We start from the raw sequence: 25071 nt of genomic DNA, 5'->3' as shown, positions 1-25071 counted from the left end.
AAACTTGCACGTGGAATACCAACATCTTTGAGAAGAGTCTTACCGAGTCCTTCATAGTCAATAAGATAGCGCATCGCCAAACGCACTTTTTCATTGGCAAAAATAGGGTTTGTCGCATTAAATCCCCATATGATCATGGAGGGCGCCAACACTTTTTCAACTTTAATATCCGTTGTTGCTTGGAGATCTGCCAAATCCTCTGGCATCAGATTACGTGCAACATCGATATCATGTTTTTCCAATAATAAACGTTGCGTTCCAGGCTCCGCGACATGGCGAATTAAAATCTTCTTCAATTTAGGCGCCTCCCCCCAATAATTGGAGCTTGCACGCAACAAAATTCCTTCTCCAGGGCGCCAACTCTCTAGCTGATAAGGACCAACACAAGCAGAATGACTGGCCAAATATCGGTTTCCCATATCGCCATCTTGTTCGTTTTTCATGAGTGTCTCACGATCAAGCAAGGCAGTAGTGCGATTAGTGGAAATATTGCTAAGAATGAGCTCTGCTGGATAAGGTTTATCAAATTTCATCACCACCGTTTTGTCATCCGGTGCTTGAAAAGCCTCATCAACGTTTTGTTCTGTAATCCCATATTCATTAAATGTTGCTGCATTAGACAATTTCAATTTGACAACCCGCTTCATACCCCAAACAAGATCATTGGCATTTGCAGGACGACCATCATAAAACTTTAAACCATCACGCAAGTGAAAAGTAATCACCGTACTCTGATCATCACTTGAAACATCCCAACTCTTCGCTAACGAGGGAACCATTTTAGCCGCATCATCTGTAGCAGAAACGACTAAATTATCACAAATATTGTTAACCACTTCAATTCCATAACGGTCATTGAGTTGTGCAGGGTCAAATGTATTTATTGGATCGAGATTCCAAGCCATCACAAGCGTATCGGCGGGTGTTTTTGCTGAAACTTGTTGCACAAACATCCCCATTGCAAGAACAGCAGAAACAAAAGAACTGCCCTTTTTCAATATTTTTCTTTTCACGTTCATAGAATTTTCCTTTTAACGTTTATTGTATAAATTCTCCATGCAGCAAAACGTGCTTAATTTAAGTTTAGACGAACGATAGGCTCCTAAAGACCAAACTTTAAAATCTTCAAGAACAAGCACCTCTTGCCAATGACTCCTCTTGTCTACACTTATAAGCCAAACTAAAACATACAAAGGAAAACACTCTGATATACAATGAACGCTCACCAACAACAGAGCTTAACCACGATACCATAACGCCTACTATTGAAGACTATAAAACCTGTATTTTTTCTATCTTGTTAAGCAAGCTTGTCTCGTATTTCTTCCGGCGTTTTCTATACCATCAAAGCACTACCCCTTTTAGCTCAAGTACCTTAATAACAACGAGCCTTCATAACAATTTGACGATTTGATAAAACAGAAAAATTCGTTAGTTTGCCAAATGCAACGACTTTTATTCCTTCTTCAAAAGAAAATTTAATTTTTTCATCACTCCCCGTAAAATAACACCCTCCAAATGACATCTCATCATCTTTCAAAGCAAAAGAAAATATAAACACCATAAAAAACTGATATCCCTTGTGTACCCCCATAACAAAACTTTCCTTCAACATCGCAAAACCTTTGCACCTTTAGCACCACTAAATTCCGCGATATTTGTTACACTTCGTTTTTTTATGTTACTCTCAGTTTTTTAACAAATAAATTGACCACTTTCTAATTCAGAAAAATTGAAATATCGATCTTAACATCCACTTAAATACACCTCTAATGAGAATGAAAAATATCTTTAAACGAATGTCTTGAAAAGACATTCAACAATATATCACGCATTACCTATGATCTTCGACGCATTGCAAAACTTGAAAATTTATACAATACGCCGAATATATCATGACGATGCCCTTTATCTATTGAACAGCATTGAAGACACTCTTATTTTTCAATTTTACTATAAAAAATATGTGGCGCACTATTCCAAACCCACTTTTTGATATCAGGCGTCATCGCGATAACAGTATATTTCTGAAAGATAAACGCATAAGGTCCTTTTTGCATCAATTCACGTTGTAAATCAGCATAGAGTTGTGCCCGTTTTTGCGGATCTTTTTGAAACAATGCATCCTGAACCTTTTGATTCATCGTTTCATCCAAATACCCATATTGCCAACTAGGATAGGCGGTATTTTTTGCCTCAAGCCGATTATCTGGATTATAAACAAGACGTGAAGCCATTGTATGAGGATCCGCAGAATCATTATTCCATCCGACAAAAATCGTATCAAAAGCCCGTGCATAAAGTTTAGAAAACAACTGTGTACCGGCCATCCGTTCAATTTTAAGACGCACCCCTGCCTTTGCGGCACTATCTTGGAGTGACTGAGCAACTAACACCCTATAAGGAGCATTTGATACGAGAAAATTTGCCTCAAATCCATTCGGATAACCAGCTTCTGCTAAAAGCTGCTTGGCTTTTGCAATATCAAGTTTAAAGGGTTGCCCTTCTTTTTCATCTAAAGCCCCAAAGTTGCCAAGAGGAATAAAACTGGCCCGTGGAACACCAACACCTTTGAGAAGCTTCTTGCCAAGACCTTCATAATCTATGAGATAACGCATCGCCAAACGCACTTTTTCCTTAGCAAAAATAGGATTTGTCATGTTAAATCCCCAGTACATCATAGATGGTTCTAACACTTCTTCGATTTTAACATCTGTTGTTTTTTGCAGATCTGCAAGATCTTCAGGTGTCAAATCACGAGCAACATCAATATCGTGCTTTTGCAACAACAAACGTTGTGTTCCGGGCTCTGCAACATGGCGAATTAAAATCTGCTTCAGTTTAGGCGCTTGTCCCCAATAGTGAGAGCTTGCACGCAACAAAAGAGCTTCTCCAGAGCGCCAACTTTTTAACTGATAAGGACCAACACAAGCAGCATGACTTTTCAAATACTGATTTCCAAAATCGCCATCTTTTTCATGCTTCATAATTGTCTGACGATCAAGCAAAGCTGTTGCCGGACTTGCAACAATATTATTAAGAATGAGCTCTGCTGGATAAGGCTTATCAAATTTCATCACCACTGTTTTCTTATCTGGGGCTTGCAAAGCATCATCAACATTTTGCTCTGTAATTCCATATTCATTAAAAATTGCCGCATTACCCATCTTCAATTTGACAATCCGCTTCATACTCCAAAGAAGATCATTAGCATTGGCTGATCGACCATCATTAAACTTCAAACCATCACGTAAATGAAAAGTAATCACCGTACTGTGATCATCACCTGAAACATCCCAATGTGTTGCTAAAGCGGGAACCATTTTAGCAGGATCATCTGTCGCAGTACTGACCAAATTATCACAAACATTGCGAACAATTTCACTTCCATAAACATCATTAAGTTGTGCGGGATCAAATGTACTAATTGCATCAAGATTCCAAGCCATCACAAGGGTATCAGCGGGTGTTTTTGCTGAAACTTGTTGTGCAACCATCGCCAAAGCTATAAAAGCAGAAACAAGAGAGCTGCTATTTTGTAATATTTTTTTCTTCAAGTTCATAGACTTTTCCTTTTAAAGTTTACTATATAAATTTCCCACACAACAAGCATATGCTTAATAATAAGGTTAGATGATCCATAAGCGCCTCAAACAAAGTATTATTAAAACCTTCAAACAACACCACTTACCAACCACAGACTTCTACCCATGGCTATAAGCCAAGACAAACCAAAACATGCAACAACAAACACTCTGACATACAATGAATGCTCCCCCCCATAACAGAGCCTATTCATGATGTCATAACGCCTACGATTGAAGACTATAAAACCACTATTTTCTCTCTTTTGTCGGGTAAGCTTGTCTCTTCTTTCCTCTCGCCTTTTTATGCCATCAAAAGACTCTTCTTTGTTAGCTTAAGCGCCTTAATAACAAAGAGCTCTACTAACAATTTGACATTTTAACAAAACAGGAAAATTCACCCATCAACCGACATGACCTCCTCCCCCTACAAGAGGAATTTTGAATTTTTCCATAATCCTCTGCCAAATAACAGCTTTTAAATTATATTTTATTTCTAAATAAAAGGAGCATAGGCTCCCCCTGATATTCCTTTACGCACCCACACATAACAAAACTTTTTTCCACATCGTATTTTTAATATCTTTGCTCCTTTAACAACACTCAATTCATTGCTTACATTTTTTCAGAAAAAAAGATCTTTTCAATGCACTAAGGTTGAAATATCTAAATATAATACCTATATAAGCATACCCTTATTAGAATAGATAGTCTTTTTTTAAGTAAACTGTCTTGAAATATTATTTCTATACACGACAATAATAAGTTCGTTACAAAATCTTCAATATACTAGAACTCTCACTCTGATAAGAAATGCTGAAACGTTATAAAATTTCTCTACAAATTCTCGAGACGAAAGGATATCCCTTCATTTAATAAAAGAAGCGCCATGAAAATATCGCAAAAAATGCAATAAAACATGTGTATATTTCAAAAACCAGCACCGTTAACCAGACTAAGGTGATAAACTCAAAAAGTAAGAAAAAATAAAAAAATGTTTTTCCTTTATGATAATAACATCGCTGTACCATGATAATACAATAAAAAACACGATCTTTGAAAGTATATTAAAATGAAGCGAAAAAAAAAATTATTAGATTCTTTTCATGCGTTTCTTGGAGGAAAATCACGCCGCGTTAGTCTAAAATTGCTTATCCTTTCATTCTTCATTGGTATCGTAATGAATTTTTTGGGATGGACACCTCAAAACCTCATACAAAAAATAGTCGATTTTTTTCAATCACTATGGGAAGCAGGATTTATAACGCTTACAAATTTCTTCCATATAACTATGACAGGAGCTATTGTTGTTGTGCCTATTTTTCTTATCTTACGAATTTTTCATAAAAAATAAAAGCCTTAACATTTTCCTTGCGTTAATCTTTTCGAAAAATCAAACGACACAAAAATCCTGTAGTAATAGCAATAATCACTGCAACAATACCGTATAAAAAACGATACTTGTGCGCTGCATAAAAAATTGTATAGGTGATATGTGCTTTAACAATTTCAAGAGTCGTTGTTGCACTATCAATAAACTGTCCATCACGAAAAAGATAAGCACGAACTTTATAATGTCCAACTGGGATATTTGCTGGCAAACGAAAATGCGCTGTGAAAAGTGTGTCAGAACCAAAACGAACCCCACCCACTTCCTCATAATAAAGGCTTTTAGCTTTTTGCAATTTTATAAGTTCATCGCGAAAGATTTGTATTTTTTTCTGATCTTGTTCATCCGTCTGCAATGGCAAATAGAGTAATCCTAACCCTAAGCGTTTATAATCTTCAATGCTCGTAATATCGTCAATTTCACGTGTTGTGACCATAGAGTAAAAAAGAGGAACCTTTTTAAAAATAAGAGAATCTGTATTGACCCATACACCGGCATTGCGTTTTTTTTCTCGCATCACCATTGTCCGATCTTGTCCCTCCAAGCTTACAACAATATCATAACGGTTCTGTCGAGAATATAAAGGATCAATATTTTCTAAAACACCAGCAATATAAAGATCACGACCAGCAAAATTTGCATCCACAGTAATCGTATTCGTTGTTACAATAATTTGGACAGTTTCGTGGTCAACTTGATCAATGAATGTAGCTGGCGTCCCAACATGTGACCATGTAGAAAAAGAAATAAAACAAAAGCAACCTGTAATGATGTATAAAGAAAATAATCTACCCATTTTTATCTCATAAGAATATCCAGAGAGAAAAGATTATCAGGGCGTATAAATAATTGAAAAGCAAGACGCATACACACAATCAACACTAAAAATGCAAGTGCCATACGCAATTGTTCAGCCTTTAACTTCCGTCCAACCCGTGTTCCATATTGCGCACCAATACTTCCTCCAAGCATTAACAAAAAAGCCAAGACAATATCAACGGACTGATTAGTCATACTTTGCAAAACTGTCGTGAAAGAAGACACAAATGTAATCTGAAAAAGTGAAGTCCCAATCACCACACTGGTTGGAACACGCAGAAGATAAATCAATGCTGGTATCATAAAGAACCCCCCACCAATTCCCATAATAGAAGACAACAACCCCACAATGAGACCAATCCCTAAAACTGGAATAATGCTAACATATATCATAGATGTCCGAAAACGCATTTTTAAGGGTAAGCGATGAATCCAATTATGTCGACCAGCAAGACGAATATTGGCTTTTCCTTCCTTACGCTTGCGCATCATATCATACCAACTTTCAACGATCATCAAGCTTCCTACACTTCCAAGAAGAATCACATAAAGAAGCGAAATCATTAAGTCTAATTGACCTAACTTTTTCAAAACAGAGAAAACCTGAATCCCGATTAAAGAACCAATCCCTCCTCCAATCGCCAAAAGAATACCAAGTTTAATATCGAGCGTACGTCTTCTAAAATGTGTAATTGCTCCTGTTACAGATGAAGCAATCATCTGGTTAGCACCTGTTCCAACAGCAATAGCAGGAGGAATATTATAAAAAATCAATAACGGCGTGATGAGAAACCCACCACCGATTCCAAAAAGTCCTGAAAAAAAACCAGCAACGACTCCCATACCAATCAAGATCAGCATATTGAGTGACATTTCAGCAATTGGTAAATAAATACTCACTTACAGAACCTTCAAGATAATTTGAGTTTTTTTTTACAATTAGAGAATCCTTCTCCAATTATCCTCTTTTCCAATAATCTCTGTTGCGTGTTTAAAAAGATAATTTTAGTTGCTATAGCTTCCGCACAAACATGAATGCGCAATACATTTCACATCTATTAACATCAACATCATAAAAATTAAAAAAAACGAGCTCCTTTTAAAAAGCTATAAAAACATAACGTTATCGCTACCACAAATGCAACGGTTAAAAAACAAAGAACACCTTTTTTTACCAAATAAGATAAAAACGAGACATGTTCCCGAGACTGCGTCCTTAAAGAAGAAAAATCATTCTCAATACAATGATTAGATGCCTGAGCACCCATCATACCTTTTTCTTCTATCACAGCATGCTTCACTACTCCCTCAACCTTTTTAAAAGAAGATTTCAGAGCATCATTGGGCAAAGGGCTTCTATTTTCTTGCTGCAACGTATTTTCAACATTTGTTTGGAGTGAAATTATGCTGTTTTCTTTCGAAAAATTTCGCACCTTTTGAAGTAATAAGCGTTCTTGATTTCCCTCACATTCCATGTGAGCAAGTTTTTGTACAACAGAATCAGGTGATTTTGAACGAGACACCTGTCGTGTTACCGCTGCTTCTTCTAAGCTTTTTTTTTCACTCTGCAAACTTTGAACAATTGTTTTAATCTGCTCTAAAGACTGGAAAAGCTTTTTTTCTCTTTGACGACGTATATAATGTTCAGCCAAAATGGCCCGACTAATATCATCTAAGTAAGATTTAAAATGCTCTTCTACAGAACTCTGCTGCATTAAAGAACGAGGCGAATGCTTCATTTGCATTTGCGCATAAACGGTGCGTAATTTTTGAGCAATATCCGACATCGTTACTTCTACAGAAGTATCCCTTCTGTCTTTCTGTTCAACAAAAGAAAAGACTTTATCGTTCCTAACCTGTTTGGTCGCTTGGTCGATCGTATGACCCTTCGTATTCACAAACGCCTACCCCTCATTAACCTTTTTGAAAAGAATCGCAACAAATGATGAGAAAATGTGCTCTATTTTAGTAAATAGAGCTTTAAGAACTTCCAAAAACTTTTTTGTTAGAAATATTTTCCCCAATCTTTATCTAAAATATTTGAAAGAAAGATCTTTAATTTTTCTGTCTTCAAGATTTGAAGAGCAAAATCATTCCCCCATTTTTATCTTTTTCACTTAATTTTTCATTGCATAAAGGACCTATTGCACCATCATAAACAAAGCATAAGAAACTAAAAAAGAATATTCTCACAAGACAGTTTGATTTTTTTACTTTTTATTCAAGCAAATAAGGCAATTATGGCAATGCAAAAATATGAAGATTGAAAATGACGACGAGAAAGTACAAGTAAACATAAAAAAGCTTATACGAAAGAGAACACAAGTTATAAATTGAGACTTCATTCTAAACAATTTGGTTTCTTATGAGTATTGCTATAAACTTGTAACATACAAACAAAGAGGATCATTATGAAGATAATTGTCGCTGTCAAACGTGTTGTTGATTATAACATCAAGATACGCGTCAAACCGGATAGTACAGGCGTTGATCTGTCTCACGTAAAAATGTCTATGAATCCTTTTGATGAGATAGCCGTGGAGGAGGCCATTCGCCAAAAAGAATCCGGTAAAATTTCAGAAGTTCTTCTTGTTTCAATTGGCCCAGAAGCAGCTCAAGAAACTCTACGAACAGGACTTGCAATGGGAGCTGATCGCGCACTTCTTGTCACAACGGATCAAACACTTGAACCCTTAGCAATTGCTAAGATTCTCAAAACCATTGTTGATGAAGAAAAACCCGACATGGTCTTTTTAGGAAAACAAGCAATTGATGACGATAGCAACCAAACAGGACAAATGCTCGCTGCTCTTCTTGGGTGGGGACAAGCAACTTTTGCCTCACATCTTAACATAGAAAATGGGCATGCTACAGTTACTCGTGAAGTTGATAATGGAACACAAACCCTTTGTCTTCCCCTTCCCATGGTTATGACCGCCGATCTACGGCTCAATGAACCGCGTTACACCTCTCTCCCCAATATCATGAAAGCAAAAAAGAAAATCATTGAACAAAAATCTCTTACTGATCTTGGCGTCGATACGAAAGCACGCTTAACAATTTTAAGCGTTGAAGAGCCAAAAACCCGTCAATCCGGTATAAAAGTGGCAAATGTAGTAGAACTTGTCAGAGCCTTAAAACAGAAGAACTGCATTTAATATTCTCACCACTAGAGTAAAAGCAACACTCACATAAAAGGGCAAAAACTTATGGCAATTCTTTTATTGGCCGATCATAATACAGAAGAAACAGCAAAAGTACTCACCGCTGCACGCGTACTCAGTAACGATATCGATATTCTGGTTTGCGGAGAAAAAGTTCAAACGATAGCGGAAAATAGTGCTAAACTTAATGGTGTGCGGCAAGTTCTTATTGCAAAAGCAGACTATTTAGCCCATCAACTTGCCGAGCCTATGGCAGATACAATTCTCACGTTAGCAAATGATTATAATGTGATCATGGCAGCATCCAGCAGTACTGGGAAAAATGTGATGCCGCGCGTAGCAGCTCTTCTTGATCTTATGCAAATTTCAGATATTACCGCCATTCTTTCACCCAATACCTTCAAACGACCAATTTATGCAGGTAATGCATTTGAAACTGTACGCACCAATGATTATAAAAAGATTATAACAGTTCGCACCGCTTCTTTCACCCCAACGCCTTCCCAAAATAATTCTGCTCCCATTAAAACAATAACACCAGCTCCCAATCCAAATCTTTCTTCTTTCGTAAAAGCAGAGACAAACAAAAGTGATCGTCCTGAGCTCACCTCAGCACGTGTTATTATATCAGGCGGGCGTGGTCTTGGTTCTCAAGAGAAATTTATGGCCCTGCTTCTTCCTCTTGCAAACAAATTAAATGCTGCTTTAGGTGCCAGCCGCGCAGCAGTGGATGCAGGCTATGCTCCCAATGATTGGCAAATTGGACAAACAGGAAAAGTCGTTGCCCCTGAACTCTATATCGCCGTTGGCATTTCCGGTGCAATCCAGCATGTAGCCGGTATAATGGATGCACAAATTATTGTTGCCATTAATAAAGATGAAGAAGCTCCCATCATGCAAATTGCCGATTACACCCTTGTAGGTGATCTCCACCAAATTATTCCAGAATTGGAGAAAGCTTTATAAGCCATGAAAGCACCTCTGCATGACCAACGTGAAAGTATGGAGTTTGACATAGTCATTGTCGGAGCAGGACCTGCAGGGCTTTCTGCCGCAATTCGTTTTAAACAAATTAATCCTGAGCTTTCTGTCACAATTGTTGAAAAAGGAACCGAAGTTGGTGCACATATTCTCTCTGGCGCAGTTGTTGACCCCATTGGTATCGACACACTCTTACCAGAATGGCGAAATGATAACGACCATCCCTTCACAACCCCTGTTACACAAGACCAATTTTTTTTTCTAAAGCCTCAAAAGTCCACAGTATTTCCCAATATTTTGCACCCTAAAATCTTATCAAATAACGGATGTTATATCGTTTCGCTTGGGAGCGTCTGCCGCTGGCTAAGCAAAAAAGCTGAAGCGTTGGGTGTTGAAATCTATCCTGGTTTTTCAGCAACAGAACCCATCATCCAAAAAGATAACGGAGCTATCATTGGTGTTCTCACCGGTGATATGGGGCTTAACAAAGATGGAACCCCTGGAAAAAATTATATGCCTGGGATGGCTTTATTGGCAAAATATACTCTGATTGCGGAAGGAGCACGCGGCTCAATTGCAAAACAACTGATACAACATTTTAATCTTAGCAAAAATCGAGAACCACAAAAATTTGGTCTTGGTCTCAAGGAGCTCTGGGAAATTGCCCCCAACAAACACCAACGCGGTTTAGTACAACATTTCACTGGTTGGCCCTTAGACAATAATACCGGTGGCGGTGGCTTTATTTATCACCAAGAAAACAATATCATTTCTGTCGGTTTTGTTGTGCACTTAGATTACAAAAATCCTTATCTTTCTCCCTTTGAAGAATTTCAACGTTTTAAAACACATCCAAAACTCTATAAAATCTTTAAAGGCGCAAAACGTCTTTCCTATGGTGCACGTGTTATCAGCGAAGGAGGTTGGCAATCTGTACCAAAACTCACCTTTCCTGGTGGAGCGCTTATTGGCTGCTCTGCTGGATTTGTCAATGTTCCTCGTATCAAAGGATCACACAATGCCATCTTATCTGGCATATTAGCTGCCGATAGAATTGCTACCGCTCTTGCACAAGGGCGTGCCCATGATGAGGTTAAAGAAATCGAAGAGCAGTGGCGAAAAGGGCTCATTGGTAAAGATCTTTATAAAGTGCGAAATGCCAAACCGCTCTGGGCAAAATATGGGACAAAATATGGAATTAAACTTGCTGGTTTTGATATGTGGTGGCAACAATTGTTCGGATTTTCCTTATTTAAAACACTCTCCCATGGAAAGGAAGATTATGCATGCCTTGAACCAGCAGAAAAATTTCAACCCATTGCTTACCCAAAACCAGATGGCGTTATAACCTTTGATCGCCTTTCAAGTGTTGCCCTTTCCAATACGCACCATGAAGAAAATCAACCTTGCCATTTAAAAATCGCCTCATTAAAAAAACAAAAAGACTCTGAGTATGCAATCTATGGAGGACCCTCTACACGCTATTGTCCCGCCGCTGTCTACGAGTGGCTAGAAGATAATGGTCATCTGGCTTATATGATCAACGCTTCAAATTGTATACATTGTAAAACGTGTGACATCAAAGACCCAAACCAAAATATCACTTGGATCTGTCCGCAAGGCAATGAGGGCCCCTTCTATCCCAATATGTAATTTCCCAATATATAATCATTGTTCATTCTCCTAAAATTGAAATATACAAAACGCAATGGATAAAAATATTTCCCTCAGATCAGAAATCCATCAATCACCTTCCTGCATACGTTCTTTCACAATGTAAAAAGAACTCTATTCTCATATAAAATACTCTCCCTACCGCATGACTTTTTTCAATAAAAAAACATAACATATTTTTATCAAAAATTTTTTATCTAAATGACAAAACAATAATGAATATATTCTTGACAATTCTGCGATAAAGAAACAGCCGCGGTTCTCGAAAATCTGAAGGAAAATAAGCCCGTTCTACTTTACCCCCTCTCCCATATGATCCAAAATGCTTTTAGCCCTCTCATAAGAAACATCTATCGTTTTAACTAGCCAAGAGCCCCCCTGAAGATGCGCTTCACATTTATTTTTTCTCCTACACTTTGCCAAGTAATGCTCACTCAAGAAAACCACGAATGAATGTAGAAAAAACATCGTGAGATAAAGAGCATGCTCGTTCAAGCCCTTTATAATGTTTCTACTGATAATGACACGAAAAAATCTTTAATCTCACATTAACCTTTTATTTTTGCATTAAAGATAATCGCCTTGCATCTAACCTTTACCAATATACTGCAATGAATGTGTACAAATACCGTAAAAATAAGCAGATGCCAAGCCATGGAGACTATCGCTATTAGCAAAACACCTGATAAAAAACAAAATAGCTTTCATGACCACTCTATGACGTGTTTTATAGAGTTGTTTTTTTATAAAGCTTGTGCTTTCGCTATTGCTTGTAAATCAACATCCAAATTGAACACAAGTGGTATATTTAAAAGAAAGATTAAGGTGAATGAAAGCTCTGCACGCCGTTCCAGATTTTGTAGCTAGAGCAAAAATATTGCATATTCTATTTGAGTAATCTCTGAAACGAAAATACAGTTTCATTTAGCAAGAATATGAAACCTGAAAGGAAAAAACCTGTTTTCCTCTTTACTATCATCTGTCCATTTGGTTTTTAAACTTTCAAAAGCATCACAATATCCTCTAAAAAGAAGAGATAACGTATTGTCCCCGCTTTTATTACTTACGTTTTTTATGGGAGCATATCCTTCAAAAAAATAAGGTATCCAAAATTAAAGCAGACTTGTGTTGTTCAGTCATGGGCTTGTTTTTAAGAGATAGCTCTCATATCAAACAATAATTTTGCGACACTATCCGAAAAAGGTATAACGCAATCCTGTGAACGAACAGTTCCATATTTATGAAATAAAAAGTACAAGCTAACAGCATTATTTTCTCTGCGATCTCCAATGAGGCGATAATCTTTGTTTTAAGGAGGTTTCAAGATGCACAAAAATGATTTTGATTAATTGACTATAAGAAGAGCTGAGATAATGTTACGATATTTAAAGCTCCTAATTAATAGGCAAAATAATAAATTTTCTATTATAAATCAAATGTTTAAGATAAAATTTAGCCTTAAACTTTTCTAAGGTACTCATTATACTGTATACTGTTAAAGCTGTAGAGAATATGAAAAAATAAAGTATTTTGCTGATAAGAGCTTATATTTGATCAAGTCAGCTGCCAGTTAACTGTATGTGTTTCAAAAGGGGCTGTTTACATTTGCTCAGAAAAACAGTTTGGATATCAATAGAATATTTGAAAAATCGGCGTTATGGAAATAATCTAAAAAGCTTAGCTTTTCAAAGAGCACAAAGAAGCATGAGATTATAACATGAGTAAAGTTGTTTTTTGGTTCTCGAAGGAAAAACTTTATAGAAAATCATGGGGCTGATAGAATATTGGTTACATTTGGAATTTGTTTTACTGGAAAAAATAACGCGGATCAAAATAGATAATAATGTTAAATTAAGACGTTAAATATGAAATTATCTTATTGTAGTGTAATCGATTATTCGAGTAAGGTAAGCCTTTGTAATGATAAAAAATGTGCTGGTAAAAAATGAGCCAAAATGGCTTATGAGTATGGATAAAAATCTTGTGGTGAGGAGAATTTAATGAAAAGAAAAGAGCATGTGTGAAAAAGCATATTTTATAGGTGCGCATGCTTATTCTGCACCCGTTATAGAATCAGGGCTTTATCTTGTGGCAACACCTATCGGAAATCTTGCAGATATTACGCTTCGTGCTTTGCAAGTGCTTGCAGGAATTGATATTTTAGCGTGTGAGGATACGCGAGTAACCCGTGTTTTGTTGGAACGTTACGGCATTCAAAAAAAACCTTTTCTCTATCATGAATATAATGCGCAAAAAGCGGGTCCGAAGCTCTTAGCGGCTTTAGCAGAAAACAAAACAGTAGCACTTGTTTCAGATGCCGGAACACCACTTATTTCTGATCCTGGATTTCGATTGGTAGAAGAGGCCCGTAAAGCTGGTCATAAAATTATTCCTATTCCTGGAGCATCCGCTCTTTTAGCCGCTCTTATACCGACAGGGCTTCCTACGGATAGCTTTTTTTTTGCAGGTTTTTTGAGTGCACGAAAGCTACAGCGCCGAAAACGGTTGGAACAATTAAAAGAGATTCCAGCAACTTTGATTTTTTATGAATCACCGCATCGTCTTGTTGAAACTTTACAGGATATGGTCACACTTTTTTCGGCTAATCGACCTGCTGCCATTTGTCGTGAATTAACAAAAAAGTTTGAAACAGTAGATGTTTCCAATTTGGGAAATTTGTTAGAAAATTACAGAAAACAAGCACATATTCGTGGGGAAATTGTTGTACTTGTTGGAGAATCATCTTCTTCTTTAAATGTGATAAGTGATCAAGAAATTGATGAAATGCTATTAGAACGCGCACGGATACATTCTGCTGCTCAAGCGGCAGCTTTTGTTGCAAAAAAAACCGGTTTAAAAAAGCAAGAACTTTTTCAGCGATTAATCTTTTTAAAAAATGCGTAAAATAATACAAAAAAAACGCAGACAAAAGTCTTTTTATCGAGGGATTCGTGCAGAAAAATTGGCAGCTTGGTGGCTACGTTGCAAAGGGTTTCACATTGCCGAAAGGCGTTTTAAAACAAAATGTGGAGAAATTGATTTAATTGCACGACGCGGAAATCTTGTGTTAATCGTTGAAGTTAAAGCACGTTCAACGTTGGCTGAAGCAATGGAAGCGGTTTCCCGAATGAATGAAAAGCGAATTGAGGCAGCTGCCGATATTTGGCTCGCACGGCAAAAAGATTATGCCCTTTTGTCTGTACGCTTTGATTTAATTGCAATTTTACCTTGGCGTTGGCCACAGCATATCCCTGCATTTTTTACATCTGATCAATAAACGGCACCCCCCGTTTTAACCATATTCAATAAAAAACATTTCGTTTTTATGTGCATATGCGTTAAAAAGTGTGTAATAATTGAGCGCTATAAGGAGCGAAATATGGATGATTATGAAAAGTTTGCAACAGGTTTGCTCATCATTTTTGGAGCGCTAATTATTGGTGGTTTAATGGCAATGCATATTGTGCTTATGAATAAACCAGGTTTTTTATTTGCATTAGCCGCAGCTGTTGTTGGTTGGTTTTCTGCTTTTGCCGTTCTCTTTGACAAGCCCAAAATCTATTTGGTTTTGATTATTCTTGCTATGTTATGTGTTGCTTCTTCAATTAGCGTTTATGTTAGTTAAAACACCTGAGATGTTGATTGAAATTCCTTTTAAAATATGAAACTGAGAAATAGATAATGAGACTTGGCTTTTTGGGAACGGGTACAATCAGTGCTTCAATGGTGAATGGCTTAATGACAAGCAACTTTGATGTTTCTTCCATTATTGTTTCGCCTCGCAATGCACAAACAGCAAAGCGCCTTTCACGTACTTATGATAAAGTTATGATTGCTGAAAATAACCAAGCGTTGCTCGATGTTAGTGATTGTGTTTTTCTTTGCTTGCCCAACCAAATTGCAGAAGACGTTTTGTGCTCTCTTCGTTTTCGTCCAGAACAGCTGGTTATTTCCGTACTTGCTATGGCAAAAGCAGCAGAAATAGAAGAGTGGATTAATCATAAAGTTTATCGTGCTGTTCCATTACCTTTTGTTGCAGAATGCAAAAATTTGACACCAATCTATCCCAATCATCCCTTTTTACGCACTTTATTTGATGCATTGGGGGGCACATTGGTGCTGGATAAGGAAGAGCAGTTTAATCTTTTTATGACAGCTGGTTCACTTATGGGAGTATATTTTAATTTTATAGAAACTGCCCATCAATGGTTTATAATACAAGGGTTAAAAAAACAACAATCAGCAGAATTCCTTACCATGATGTTTGGAAATCTTACAGATGAAATGCGTAAAACTATAGCAACGGATCGTTCTGTATCTCTCGATTTTTCACTGCTTGAAAAAGAGTTTTCAACAAAGGGTGGAACAAATGAATTTTTGTCAAATTACTTTTCTCAACAAGGAGGAAGGAATGCTTTAACAATGGCTCTTGAAGCTACTTTGCAAAAAATGAATGCTTCTAAAAAGAAATTTTAAGATTTATATCAAGAAAATTCGTATCAAAAAATGATTTTTAAAATATTTTTTACAACCTTTTACAATTTTTCTAAATTATTTTTATTTTCGGTCTTCTTCTTTTTGCCTCAAGTCCAATATTTTTTCTACCTCACGGCTCTAGCTCTTCAATTTTGTTCCCCTTCAGGTTATCCAAACGCATGAATAATTTTTTGTTTATTTAACCTATATATTCCATTCACACATTAAAACTTCCTCTTACAAAGAAGCGACTATTTTTATGTCTTTCATGATTGTGTTTTAATAAACTCTCTTAAACACCCCCCCATTCAAAAGAGTTGATTTTTTATTTGATCAACAATTTTACGATATAGTTTAGCATGCTCTTCACTAGGCTTAGCAACAAAAATAGGGATTCCCTCATCTGAAGAAAATCGTAAAGCTGCATCAAGCGGTATTTCCCCTAAGAAAGGGAGTTCTCGACGTTCCGCTTCTGCCCGTGCACCACCATAGCCAAAAATATCATAGCGTTTTCCCGTATCAGGAGCGATAAAATAACTCATATTCTCAATGAGTCCTAAAATAGGAACATTAACTTTCATGAACATTTCTATTGCTTTACGTGCATCCACTAAAGCAAGATCTTGGGGCGTAGAGACAACCAACGCACCTGTTAATTGTACCTGTTGGGCAAGCGTTAATTGTGCATCCCCTGTACCGGGCGGCATATCCACGACTAAAACGTCCATAGGGCCCCATACAACATCTCGTAACAATTGCGTTACAGCTGCCATAACCATAGGACCACGCCATACTACCGGCTTTTCTTCCTCAACCAAAAACCCCATCGACATCAATTTAAGTCCAAATTTTTCAAGAGGTTGAATCTTTTTTTCTCCAATAAGCTGTGGTTTTTGATTAACAAGTCCTGTCAAACGTGGCAACGAAGGACCATAAATATCAGCATCCATCACCCCCGTTTTGAAACCAGAATCTTGTAAAGCTAAGGCGATATTTATTGCCATCGTAGATTTTCCGACCCCTCCTTTTCCAGAAGCAACAGCAATCACATGCCGCACACCTTCTATGGGCATTTTGATCGGTAAGAGATTTGCTCTCCGACTAGGTGCTGTCTTTGTTATTTTTTCTGCTGTAAGTGTAACAACAGCAGATTTCACTCCCTCCAAAGCACATACCACCTTTTCAGCAGAACGACGCAATGATTCCCATTTTTGCACACCTCCATCAGGAACTGTAATGGAAAAGAAAACCTTACCATCAGCAATCAATATTTCTGAAAGAAGACCCAACGACACAATATCGCTTTCAAGATCTGGTCCTTTGATTGTACGTAATACGTTGCGGACAGCCTCACTTGTGATAAGATCCATGTTCTTTCCTCTCTATAAAAATACCAGCAAATATAAGCATAAGAACGAAAAATACTTACAAGGTTCATCACCTGATAATTTTGTTCATCACTTGATAATTTTCTACTTTACTCAGCATTATAAAGTATACATCTCTTATCTCTTTAAAAATATGAAACCATCCTTAAAATAAAGAAGTTCAAACATAAAATCTGCTATAAAATCCTATCAATCACGTTTGTGCTACAACCACTTTAATGAATATTCTGATAAAAATTTTGTAAAAACAAAAACTGAAAAAAACTCTTAATCCTAAAGGATATTTTAAATTGAGCATACAGTAATCAGTCACACCTTCTTTAATTCTTTAAGGCCCTAGCTATTTATGTTCTGTAGCTTCAATCGTTATTTTCTAACACTCCTACAGTATTGTAAAAAAGCGTTACAGATAGTTATAAGGTGTTTTGTATTCTTTCAAGAGAGAGAAAAACAATCTAAGATTGACTTTTTTTATATTTTTCCTTATGGGTTAACAGCCGTATGATAGGATAAAATTGTTTATCTCGCGCATAACTACTCATAAAACGAAGATTAAGAAGGGCCGCACTCCGCGGTATTTAAATAAATGAAACGTACTTACCAACCCTCTAAACTTGTCCGTAAACGCCGCCATGGGTTTCGTGCACGCATGGCCACAGCTGGAGGACGTAAAATTATTGCTGCAAGACGTGCTCGTGGACGTAAGCGGCTTTCTGCTTAACCATTTAAATTTTCACAACCGTTGAGGATTGCTCATCGTTTCTTCGTTGTGAAACTTTTATTATGAACCTACAATGTCTGCTTGCAGGCATTTAATGAAATTGCGAAATATTCTTTTATGAAGAAAAAACATCCCTGCCGTATTCGCAAAAGAGCAGACTTTTTGGCTGTCCGTACAGGAGAAAAACGACGTGGTCCTTTATTTTTGCTCGAAGTTAAATCTCGTGAACAAACAACAGAAAGAAAAGATTCTCTTTTTGCACGTGTAGGCTTCACTGTTACCCGTAAAAACGGTAACGCTGTGAAACGTAATCGTATCAAAAGGCGCTTGCGTGAGGCCGTGAGAGTTGGTGTAACAAATCACATGGAAGCAGGAACAGACTATGTCATTGTAGCGTACCGTGATGTGTTACATGCACCTTTTACATCCTTGATTAGTGAATTAAATCGGCGAATAAAACCAAAAATAAAACATCAGCAACAACAACAAGGGTGTACGGATGGAATATAATCGCAATTTCTTTATCGCTATTGGCTTATCTTTCGTAGTGCTCATCGCATGGCAATTTCTTCATGTTGCTCCCAAACAAGCAAAGTTACAAAAACAACAAGTCATCGCACAGCAATTGTCAAAACAACAATCAGCCCTTTCTACTACCACGACAGATTTTTCTGATGATACCTCAACGTATCAAGCTACATCTATCATCGAACAGCCCATGACACCTGAAATCCGGAAAGCTGTATTGGACAAAACAGAGCGTATTGCAATCAAAACCAATGAACTGGAAGGCTCTATTAATCTTGTTGGTGCACAATTTGATGATCTTCACCTCAAAAAATATCGTTTAACAGTCGATAAAAAATCACCGGAAATCGATTTGCTAAATCCTAAAGGTTTCAAAACAACCTACCTTGCTGAATTTGGTTTTGCAAGTGCGTCTTTGCCAGCAAAAGCCTTGCCACAATCGGATACAAAATGGCAAATAGAGGGAAACAATACAATCCTGACTCCTTCAACACCCATCACTTTAATTTATAATAATGGACAGGGACAAATCTTCCGGCGGACCCTTTCTGTTGATAATCATTTCATGTTTACCATTGAGGATTCTATCAGCAATGAAAGTGATCAACCAATACATCTCTCGTCCTATGCCCGCGTTGCACGTGCAGCACCACCAGAACATACAAATGCAACCTATTTACTTCATGAAGGTATGATAGGTATTGCAGGAGATTCGCTCAAAACTGAAAAATATAAAACCTTAGCAGAGCTTGACCCAAATCCTGATAATGGGCAAAAAAGCATGACTTTTTCCAAAGTAACAGGAGGTTGGATTGGTATTACCGATAAATATTGGGCTGTAGCAGTTATTCCCCCGCAAAATAAAGAATATACAAGCCGTTTTATTTATTTTGATCGTTTGCAAACGCATTATCAGTCTGACTTGCTAGGGTCGCTTTTAACGATTGCCCCAAATGAAACAAAAACTGTTACAAATCGTCTTTTTGCTGGTGCAAAACAAGTTGAAATTATTAATAATTATCAAAATGACCTAAAAATAAAAAAGTTTGCTCTTTTAATTGATTGGGGCTGGTTTGATTTCATCACCAAACCAATGTTTTCCCTCATTGATATTCTTTATAAACAAACAGGGAATTTTGGTATCGCCATCCTTCTTGTCACAGTTCTCTTAAAAACTCTTCTTTTCCCTCTAGCCAATAAATCTTATAAATCTATGGCACGCATGAAGCTTTTACAACCGCGGTTGCTAGAAATAAAAGAAAAGTATCCCGATGACCAAACCAAACAACAAAAGGCAATAATAGATCTATATAAAACCGAAAAAATAAATCCCCTTGCAGGCTGTTGGCCAATGTTGGTTCAATTCCCAATATTCTTTGCTCTTTATAAAGTTCTCTATATCACTATTGAAATGCGCCATGCCCCTTTCTTTGGCTGGATTAAAGATTTAGCGGCACCCGATCCAACTTCTCTTTTTAACTTGTTTGGTCTCTTGCCATATACAACGCCAACATTTCTTATGATTGGTGCATGGCCTTTGATTATGGGAATAACGATGTTTTTACAAATGCGTATGAATCCTGCTCCTCAAGACCAAACCCAAGCGATGATATTCACATGGATGCCTGTTGTCTTTACTTTTATGCTCGCCTCTTTCCCTGTTGGTCTCGTCATCTATTGGGCATGGAACAATATATTATCAATCATTCAGCAAGGTATCATGATGAAGCGCCAAGGAGTTAAAATTGAGCTTTTTGATAATCTGAAAGCCATCTGGAGAAGATCACCCAAAAAAGAAGTGCATGAATGACAAGAGATTCTTCCCTTTCTGGAATTTTTTCTCGCAATTGGATTTTTATTCGTGGTGTACCAGAAATACGCTTTCTACCCCCTGAAGGACCACCAGAAATTGCATTTGCAGGTCGTTCCAATGTTGGAAAATCATCTTTAATCAACGCACTCGTCCAACAAAAAAGCTTAGCACGTACCTCAAATACACCAGGACGAACTCAAGAGCTTAATTATTTTGTCCCCGATGGATTCAGTGGGCAACTAGGAGACCTTCCCCCTCTAGCATTAGTAGATATGCCTGGTTATGGTTTTGCTGCTGCTCCTAAAAATCTTGTTGATGCGTGGACAAATTTGATTTTTAGCTATTTACGGGGGCGCACAACGTTAAAACGTGTATATATCTTGATTGATTCACGGCACGGAATCAAAAATAATGATGAAGATGTTCTTGCTCTCCTTGATAAAGCAGCTGTTTCTTATCACATTGTTTTGACAAAAAGCGATAAAATCAAATCAAATGCTTTGGAAAAATTAATTATGAGCACACAAACAAAGCTTCTTAAACGCCCAGCAGCTTATCCTGAGCTTCTTGTAACCTCTTCAGAAAAAGCTATCGGTTTAGAAGAATTACGTGCTGCCATTTTGCAAACCATCGCATAAGAGAACAATTCCTAGTCATTAACAATTTATTAATTATAATTACTAGCAGCTACTAATGATCTTGTACTTCTAGTCAAGCATCTTTATAAAAATGATTACTTGAAAGAATTCTCTTCAACTCTATTTGATAGTGTAAATTATGCTGACACTTTTTCACTCTCCCCTATCCTCTGCCTCGCGCTTCATACGCCTCATTCTTGGGGAATATGGTGTAACCACTCAACTGATTGAAGAATATGAATGGGCAAGAAGACACGAATTTCTAGCCCTCAATCCCGCTGGTCATGTTCCTGTTTTTCTCGATGAACACGAGGTTCCATTATCAGGTCCTCTTGTTATCTGCGAATATTTAGACGAAACACATGGAAGTTTACGACAAGAAAATAAGCTCTTTCCAGAAAATCCTTTAGATCGTGCGGAAGTACGCCGTCTCAATGACTGGTTCTTAAATAAATTCGAAAATGAAGCAACGCGCCATATCGTACGAGAACGAATCCATAAACGTGAAATGCCACTTGCCATTGGCGGTGGTGCTCCTAATTCACAAATTTTACGCAATGCACGTGCCAATATTTTACCACATATGAACTATCTCAATTGGCTCTGTGCCTCTCGCGATAGCTTAGTCGGTTCTGCCTTGTCCTATGCAGATCTAGCAGCAGCAGCCTCTATTTCTGTACTTGACTTTCTAGGGGAAATTGACTGGGAACAATCTCCTGCTGCCAAAGACTGGTATATGAGAATTAAATCACGCCCTTCTTTTCGTTCTCTTTTAACAGATCGCGTCCGCGGAATTGTTGCAAGTGCTCACTATGCAGATCTTGATTTCTAGCCTTCTCTCACAAACAAAAATAAAAGTGATATTTTATCTAAAGGATATTTATAGGTTTATGAATTTTTATGCATGCGTATAAACAATATAATAATACATTGATTTATGATCGTATTAAACAGAGAATAAAACCCATTATAATTGAATCACAAAAATCACTTTCTTATCGTGTCACAAAAAAGATCAGCACAGGGATAAAAATACTTAAGAAAGCATTTTAAAGACTCTCTTTAAATACAAGAGCTGTAGCATCATTGGAAGCTAGGCAAATAAAATAACAGTACTTAACGCATGTTATACTCCATTCTCCCCAATATATGAAAAAACGCATTGCATAATATATATCCTATTTTCTCTATAATAAACAAAGCCTCATCATACGTTTTTACAACATAACAATTTTTTCAACTGACTTTCCTAAAAGATGAAGAATCCGACCAACTCTCGTGTGAAAACAATCCAACTTCTTGTTAGCCCTTGCCCCCCTTTTACGTGATTTTATTTATGGATAACATATTGATATACAATGATAAATAATCGTTTTCTTATGCGTCACAAATGGAATTGATGAGTGAAAATGACTAAGTTAAAACATTAAAGGCTAACAAAACGTATGATAATGCTAATTTTCTCTATTTATGAAGCATAAAGATAGTGGCGCAGAATAGATGTTATATTATTCATGGATACTCTCTCGTGATACCACTCACGAGCACTATCATAAAATAAGTTTAGAAGAATTGATAAATATTTCTTTAAGAAAAGCGCATGAATTGACAACATAGGTCTATTTTGTTTGGGAGATCTTATTTTGCATGAAGAACGCTCCCCTTTAAAGAACGAAAAAAAAGCGTAAAGTAATACACAATCTTCATAAGGTTTCATAAGCAAACCTTACTTAAGAATATTCATCACACACTCTAACGAAAAACATCTCTATTTAAATTTGTAGATCTTATATCACTTGCTCTAAACAACAGTGTTTTACAGCACAACAAGATAAATTAAAGAAGGAAAAAAATTCTATAAAGAAAAAGAACCATTGGAAAGAAGGCAAGAATTTGCCTATACTGCACAGTAAAGTATCATAAGGAGATAAAAATGCGCCTTACAGTTGTTGGTGCAAATGGAAGAATGGGACGTGAACTCATTACAGCAATCCAGCAGAGGAAAGATGTAGAGCTTTGTGCTGTTCTTGTACGTAAAGGCTCACCGTTTGTAGGAAAAGATGCCAGTGCATTAATTGGTTCAGATTCTCTTGGGATTAGTATCACTGACAATCCCGAAAATGCCTTTTCTAATACAGAAGGTATTTTAGATTTTTCACAACCAGAAGCCAGTATTCTTTATGCTAACTACGCTGCTCAAAAAAGCCTTGTCCATATTATTGGCACCACAGGATTTAGCAAAACAGAAGAAGAAAAAATTGCAAATTTTGCGAGATATACAACTATTGTCAAATCCGGGAATATGAGCCTTGGAATAAATCTTTTAGCCAACCTTGTAAAGAAAGCCGCTAAAGCATTAGAAGCCGATGATTTTGATATCGAAGTTTATGAAATGCATCACGCTAACAAAGTTGATGCTCCTTCTGGAACAGCCCTTCTTCTTGGCCAAGCAGCAGCTGAAGGGCGCAATGTTATGCTTAAAAATGTGCGTGTCAACGAACGCAATGGTCATATAGGTAAACGCAAAAAAGGCACCATTGGCTTTTCCTGTTCACGTGGTGGGACAGTTGTTGGAGAACACAGTGTCATTTTTGCCGGCTCCAATGAGCGCATTGTTCTTTCACATACAGCGCAAGAACGCTCTATCTTTGCCAATGGCGCATTAAAAGCAGCTTTATGGGCACAAAATCATGAAAGCGGTCTTTATTCAATGTTCGATGTTTTGGGATTAAACGATGAATTTTAAACAATCAATAGAATAGAGGCAATTTATAATGGGACGCATACTTACACTAATTCGTCATGGACAAAGTGAATGGAATCTCAAAAACCTTTTTACCGGTTGGAAAGATCCCGATTTAACAGAAAAAGGTCATGCAGAAGCGATAGCAGCAGGAAAAAAACTGAAAGAATATGGTTTGAGATTTGATATCGCTTATACATCTGCCTTACAGCGAGCTCAAAAAACCGCTCAGCACATTTTAGAGCAAATGGGACAATCAGATTTAGAAGTGATAAAAAATCCCGCATTAAATGAACGTAATTATGGTGATCTTTCTGGTTTAAATAAAGATGAAGTACGCCAACAATGGGGGCAGGAGAAAGTGCAAATGTGGCGCCGCTCCTATACGATTGCGCCGCCGAATGGAGAAAGCCTACGCGATACCGGTGCACGCATCTGGCCTTATTATCTTTACCATATCCAGCCTTATATTTTGCGCTCCCAAACTGTTTTGATCGCAGCACATGGAAATTCTCTTCGTGCTCTTATTATGGTGCTTGAAGGTCTCTCCGGTGAGGAAATTATATCTCAAGAATTAGCGACCGGCATTCCTATTATTTACACATTTAATCCGGATTCAACAATTTTATCAAAGACAGTCCTCACACCTTAAACTTCTAAAATCATGATCTCCCTCAAAAGTTCAATGCTATCGTTTTAAGCTAAAAAAATAAATTCTATAATTTTATTGACAGAGTTGCTTCATGCGCTTAGATGAATTTTATAAGCCCAGATGGCGGAATTGGTAGACGCGCAGGTTTCAGGTACCTGTGCCGTAAGGCGTGGAGGTTCGAGTCCTCTTTTGGGCACCATGCTCTTTTTTATCCAAAATAATTTATTGATTTTCCATATATTTTTTATAGTGAGGGACGCGTAAATAAAAGTTAGGGAATAGGATTTTTAACATGCCTCTTAATTATTGCGAATCAAGAGTTCTTTTCGGGATGGTTTTTTAGCAAAACCAGAGGTCCAAAGGGTCTCTAATTCTAAAAAGTCAAAATCCTTAAAGATCTCTCGAACCGCATCACAATCATTTAGACTCAAGACAAATTTGCCTTGTATGCTTTTGAGAACTTTTGCCATACTCACAAAATCATCTTCAACAAAATTCCC

General features: G+C 37.2%; 22 protein-coding genes, 1 tRNA gene and 1 pseudogene. 16 read left to right on the top strand and 8 right to left on the bottom strand.

Annotated elements, in window-relative coordinates; genetic code table 11:
• The 3 genes from ACFIM6_RS07240 to ACFIM6_RS07230 form a co-directional block, all read right to left on the bottom strand.
• A partial coding sequence (locus tag ACFIM6_RS07240) for an ABC transporter substrate-binding protein (protein WP_375612271.1) occupies positions 1 to 1019 on the bottom strand: 1019 nt, incomplete at its 3' end.
• Positions 1020 to 1375: 356 nt separating this feature from the next.
• Positions 1376 to 1594, bottom strand: coding sequence for a hypothetical protein (locus ACFIM6_RS07235; protein WP_375612270.1), 219 nt, complete (start codon positions 1592 to 1594; stop codon positions 1376 to 1378).
• A 343-nt stretch (positions 1595 to 1937) separates the two neighbouring features.
• Positions 1938 to 3563 carry an ABC transporter substrate-binding protein gene (locus ACFIM6_RS07230; protein WP_375612269.1) on the bottom strand — a complete coding sequence of 542 codons (1626 nt, stop codon included), beginning with the start codon at positions 3561 to 3563 and terminating at the stop codon, positions 1938 to 1940.
• Positions 3564 to 4656: 1093 nt separating this feature from the next.
• Between ACFIM6_RS07230 and ACFIM6_RS07225 the strand changes: the two genes are divergently transcribed.
• On the top strand, positions 4657 to 4938 hold the full coding sequence (locus ACFIM6_RS07225) for a DUF6460 domain-containing protein (protein ID WP_375612268.1): 282 nt from the start codon (positions 4657 to 4659) through the stop codon (positions 4936 to 4938).
• A 22-nt stretch (positions 4939 to 4960) separates the two neighbouring features.
• Here the strand turns inward: ACFIM6_RS07225 and ACFIM6_RS07220 are convergent, their stop codons facing one another.
• From ACFIM6_RS07220 to ACFIM6_RS07210, 3 genes are all read right to left on the bottom strand, one after another.
• Complete coding sequence (locus ACFIM6_RS07220; RefSeq protein WP_273790722.1) at positions 4961 to 5770, bottom strand: TIGR02186 family protein; 810 nt, start codon at positions 5768 to 5770, stop codon at positions 4961 to 4963.
• A gap of 2 nt (positions 5771 to 5772) precedes the next feature.
• Positions 5773 to 6693, bottom strand: a complete 921-nt coding sequence (locus ACFIM6_RS07215; protein WP_375612267.1) for a sulfite exporter TauE/SafE family protein — start codon at positions 6691 to 6693, stop codon at positions 5773 to 5775.
• 179 nt (positions 6694 to 6872) lie between these two features.
• On the bottom strand, positions 6873 to 7691 hold the full coding sequence (locus ACFIM6_RS07210) for a hypothetical protein (RefSeq protein WP_375612266.1): 819 nt from the start codon (positions 7689 to 7691) through the stop codon (positions 6873 to 6875).
• 513 nt (positions 7692 to 8204) lie between these two features.
• On the opposite strand from ACFIM6_RS07210, the gene ACFIM6_RS07205 reads away from it, so the two are divergent.
• From ACFIM6_RS07205 to ACFIM6_RS07175, 7 genes are all read left to right on the top strand, one after another.
• Entirely contained in the window at positions 8205 to 8951 is a 747-nt protein-coding gene (locus tag ACFIM6_RS07205) for an electron transfer flavoprotein subunit beta/FixA family protein (protein ID WP_375612265.1), read from the top strand.
• Between the two features lie 51 nt (positions 8952 to 9002).
• Positions 9003 to 9923, top strand: a complete 921-nt coding sequence (locus tag ACFIM6_RS07200; RefSeq protein WP_375612264.1) for an electron transfer flavoprotein subunit alpha/FixB family protein — start codon at positions 9003 to 9005, stop codon at positions 9921 to 9923.
• Between the two features lie 3 nt (positions 9924 to 9926).
• Positions 9927 to 11591 (top strand): 4Fe-4S dicluster domain-containing protein, encoded by a 1665-nt coding sequence (locus tag ACFIM6_RS07195; protein WP_375612263.1) that lies wholly within the window; start codon positions 9927 to 9929, stop codon positions 11589 to 11591.
• 2037 nt (positions 11592 to 13628) lie between these two features.
• The gene (rsmI, locus tag ACFIM6_RS07190; protein WP_375612262.1) at positions 13629 to 14516 is read left to right on the top strand and encodes a 16S rRNA (cytidine(1402)-2'-O)-methyltransferase; all 888 of its coding nucleotides are present in this window, start codon (positions 13629 to 13631) and stop codon (positions 14514 to 14516) included.
• 4 nt (positions 14517 to 14520) lie between these two features.
• Complete coding sequence (locus tag ACFIM6_RS07185) at positions 14521 to 14889, top strand: YraN family protein (protein ID WP_375612280.1); 369 nt, start codon at positions 14521 to 14523, stop codon at positions 14887 to 14889.
• Positions 14890 to 14991: 102 nt separating this feature from the next.
• Positions 14992 to 15237, top strand: coding sequence for a hypothetical protein (locus tag ACFIM6_RS07180; protein WP_375612261.1), 246 nt, complete (start codon positions 14992 to 14994; stop codon positions 15235 to 15237).
• Between the two features lie 56 nt (positions 15238 to 15293).
• Positions 15294 to 16088 (top strand): pyrroline-5-carboxylate reductase, encoded by a 795-nt coding sequence (locus ACFIM6_RS07175; protein ID WP_375612260.1) that lies wholly within the window; start codon positions 15294 to 15296, stop codon positions 16086 to 16088.
• Between the two features lie 308 nt (positions 16089 to 16396).
• Here the strand turns inward: ACFIM6_RS07175 and ACFIM6_RS07170 are convergent, their stop codons facing one another.
• Positions 16397 to 17458 carry an Mrp/NBP35 family ATP-binding protein gene (locus ACFIM6_RS07170; RefSeq protein ID WP_375612259.1) on the bottom strand — a complete coding sequence of 354 codons (1062 nt, stop codon included), beginning with the start codon at positions 17456 to 17458 and terminating at the stop codon, positions 16397 to 16399.
• Between the two features lie 604 nt (positions 17459 to 18062).
• Here ACFIM6_RS07170 and rpmH point away from each other — a divergent pair.
• From rpmH to ACFIM6_RS07130, 8 genes are all read left to right on the top strand, one after another.
• Positions 18063 to 18197 (top strand): 50S ribosomal protein L34, encoded by a 135-nt coding sequence (rpmH, locus tag ACFIM6_RS07165; RefSeq protein WP_375612258.1) that lies wholly within the window; start codon positions 18063 to 18065, stop codon positions 18195 to 18197.
• Between the two features lie 117 nt (positions 18198 to 18314).
• Positions 18315 to 18707, top strand: a complete 393-nt coding sequence (gene rnpA / locus ACFIM6_RS07160; protein ID WP_375612257.1) for a ribonuclease P protein component — start codon at positions 18315 to 18317, stop codon at positions 18705 to 18707.
• Entirely contained in the window at positions 18697 to 20535 is a 1839-nt protein-coding gene (yidC, locus tag ACFIM6_RS07155; protein ID WP_375612256.1) for a membrane protein insertase YidC, read from the top strand. The genes rnpA and yidC overlap by 11 nt, the downstream gene beginning before the upstream one ends.
• Positions 20532 to 21176: a ribosome biogenesis GTP-binding protein YihA/YsxC gene (gene yihA, locus ACFIM6_RS07150; RefSeq protein ID WP_375612255.1), complete on the top strand. Its 645-nt coding sequence runs from the start codon at positions 20532 to 20534 to the stop codon at positions 21174 to 21176. Before yidC ends, yihA begins: the two co-directional genes overlap by 4 nt.
• Before the next feature lie 139 nt (positions 21177 to 21315).
• On the top strand, positions 21316 to 22008 hold the full coding sequence (locus tag ACFIM6_RS07145; protein WP_375612254.1) for a glutathione S-transferase family protein: 693 nt from the start codon (positions 21316 to 21318) through the stop codon (positions 22006 to 22008).
• A 1101-nt stretch (positions 22009 to 23109) separates the two neighbouring features.
• A complete protein-coding gene (dapB, locus tag ACFIM6_RS07140) occupies positions 23110 to 23922 on the top strand; it encodes a 4-hydroxy-tetrahydrodipicolinate reductase (protein WP_375612253.1) in 813 nt (270 codons plus the stop codon).
• Between the two features lie 28 nt (positions 23923 to 23950).
• Positions 23951 to 24571, top strand: coding sequence for a 2,3-bisphosphoglycerate-dependent phosphoglycerate mutase (locus ACFIM6_RS07135; protein WP_375612252.1), 621 nt, complete (start codon positions 23951 to 23953; stop codon positions 24569 to 24571).
• 114 nt (positions 24572 to 24685) lie between these two features.
• Positions 24686 to 24770: transfer RNA gene (locus ACFIM6_RS07130), tRNA-Leu, on the top strand.
• A gap of 100 nt (positions 24771 to 24870) precedes the next feature.
• Here the strand turns inward: ACFIM6_RS07130 and ACFIM6_RS07125 are convergent.
• Positions 24871 to 25071: pseudogene (locus tag ACFIM6_RS07125) on the bottom strand (DNA adenine methylase); the annotation flags it as partial.

This window comes from Bartonella sp. AA9NXGY (assembly GCF_042196845.1).
Lineage (GTDB): Bacteria > Pseudomonadota > Alphaproteobacteria > Rhizobiales > Rhizobiaceae > Bartonella.
This window is presented reverse-complemented; position numbering and strand designations above follow the sequence as displayed.

Excerpts from the sequence above, each read along its gene's own strand:
- ACFIM6_RS07220 (WP_273790722.1), bottom strand. The coding sequence starts at position 5,770 with ATGGGTAGATTATTTTCTTTATACATCATTACAGGTTGCTTTTGTTTT.
- ACFIM6_RS07175 (WP_375612260.1), top strand. The coding sequence starts at position 15,294 with ATGAGACTTGGCTTTTTGGGAACGGGTACAATCAGTGCTTCAATGGTG.
- rsmI (WP_375612262.1), top strand. The coding sequence starts at position 13,629 with ATGTGTGAAAAAGCATATTTTATAGGTGCGCATGCTTATTCTGCACCC.
- ACFIM6_RS07135 (WP_375612252.1), top strand. The coding sequence starts at position 23,951 with ATGGGACGCATACTTACACTAATTCGTCATGGACAAAGTGAATGGAAT.
- ACFIM6_RS07200 (WP_375612264.1), top strand. The coding sequence starts at position 9,003 with ATGGCAATTCTTTTATTGGCCGATCATAATACAGAAGAAACAGCAAAA.
- dapB (WP_375612253.1), top strand. The coding sequence starts at position 23,110 with ATGCGCCTTACAGTTGTTGGTGCAAATGGAAGAATGGGACGTGAACTC.
- ACFIM6_RS07230 (WP_375612269.1), bottom strand. The coding sequence starts at position 3,563 with ATGAACTTGAAGAAAAAAATATTACAAAATAGCAGCTCTCTTGTTTCT.
- ACFIM6_RS07235 (WP_375612270.1), bottom strand. The coding sequence starts at position 1,594 with ATGGGGGTACACAAGGGATATCAGTTTTTTATGGTGTTTATATTTTCT.
- ACFIM6_RS07225 (WP_375612268.1), top strand. The coding sequence starts at position 4,657 with ATGAAGCGAAAAAAAAAATTATTAGATTCTTTTCATGCGTTTCTTGGA.
- ACFIM6_RS07170 (WP_375612259.1), bottom strand. The coding sequence starts at position 17,458 with ATGGATCTTATCACAAGTGAGGCTGTCCGCAACGTATTACGTACAATC.
- ACFIM6_RS07205 (WP_375612265.1), top strand. The coding sequence starts at position 8,205 with ATGAAGATAATTGTCGCTGTCAAACGTGTTGTTGATTATAACATCAAG.
- rnpA (WP_375612257.1), top strand. The coding sequence starts at position 18,315 with ATGAAGAAAAAACATCCCTGCCGTATTCGCAAAAGAGCAGACTTTTTG.
- ACFIM6_RS07145 (WP_375612254.1), top strand. The coding sequence starts at position 21,316 with ATGCTGACACTTTTTCACTCTCCCCTATCCTCTGCCTCGCGCTTCATA.
- rpmH (WP_375612258.1), top strand. The coding sequence starts at position 18,063 with ATGAAACGTACTTACCAACCCTCTAAACTTGTCCGTAAACGCCGCCAT.
- yihA (WP_375612255.1), top strand. The coding sequence starts at position 20,532 with ATGACAAGAGATTCTTCCCTTTCTGGAATTTTTTCTCGCAATTGGATT.
- ACFIM6_RS07180 (WP_375612261.1), top strand. The coding sequence starts at position 14,992 with ATGGATGATTATGAAAAGTTTGCAACAGGTTTGCTCATCATTTTTGGA.
- ACFIM6_RS07195 (WP_375612263.1), top strand. The coding sequence starts at position 9,927 with ATGAAAGCACCTCTGCATGACCAACGTGAAAGTATGGAGTTTGACATA.
- yidC (WP_375612256.1), top strand. The coding sequence starts at position 18,697 with ATGGAATATAATCGCAATTTCTTTATCGCTATTGGCTTATCTTTCGTA.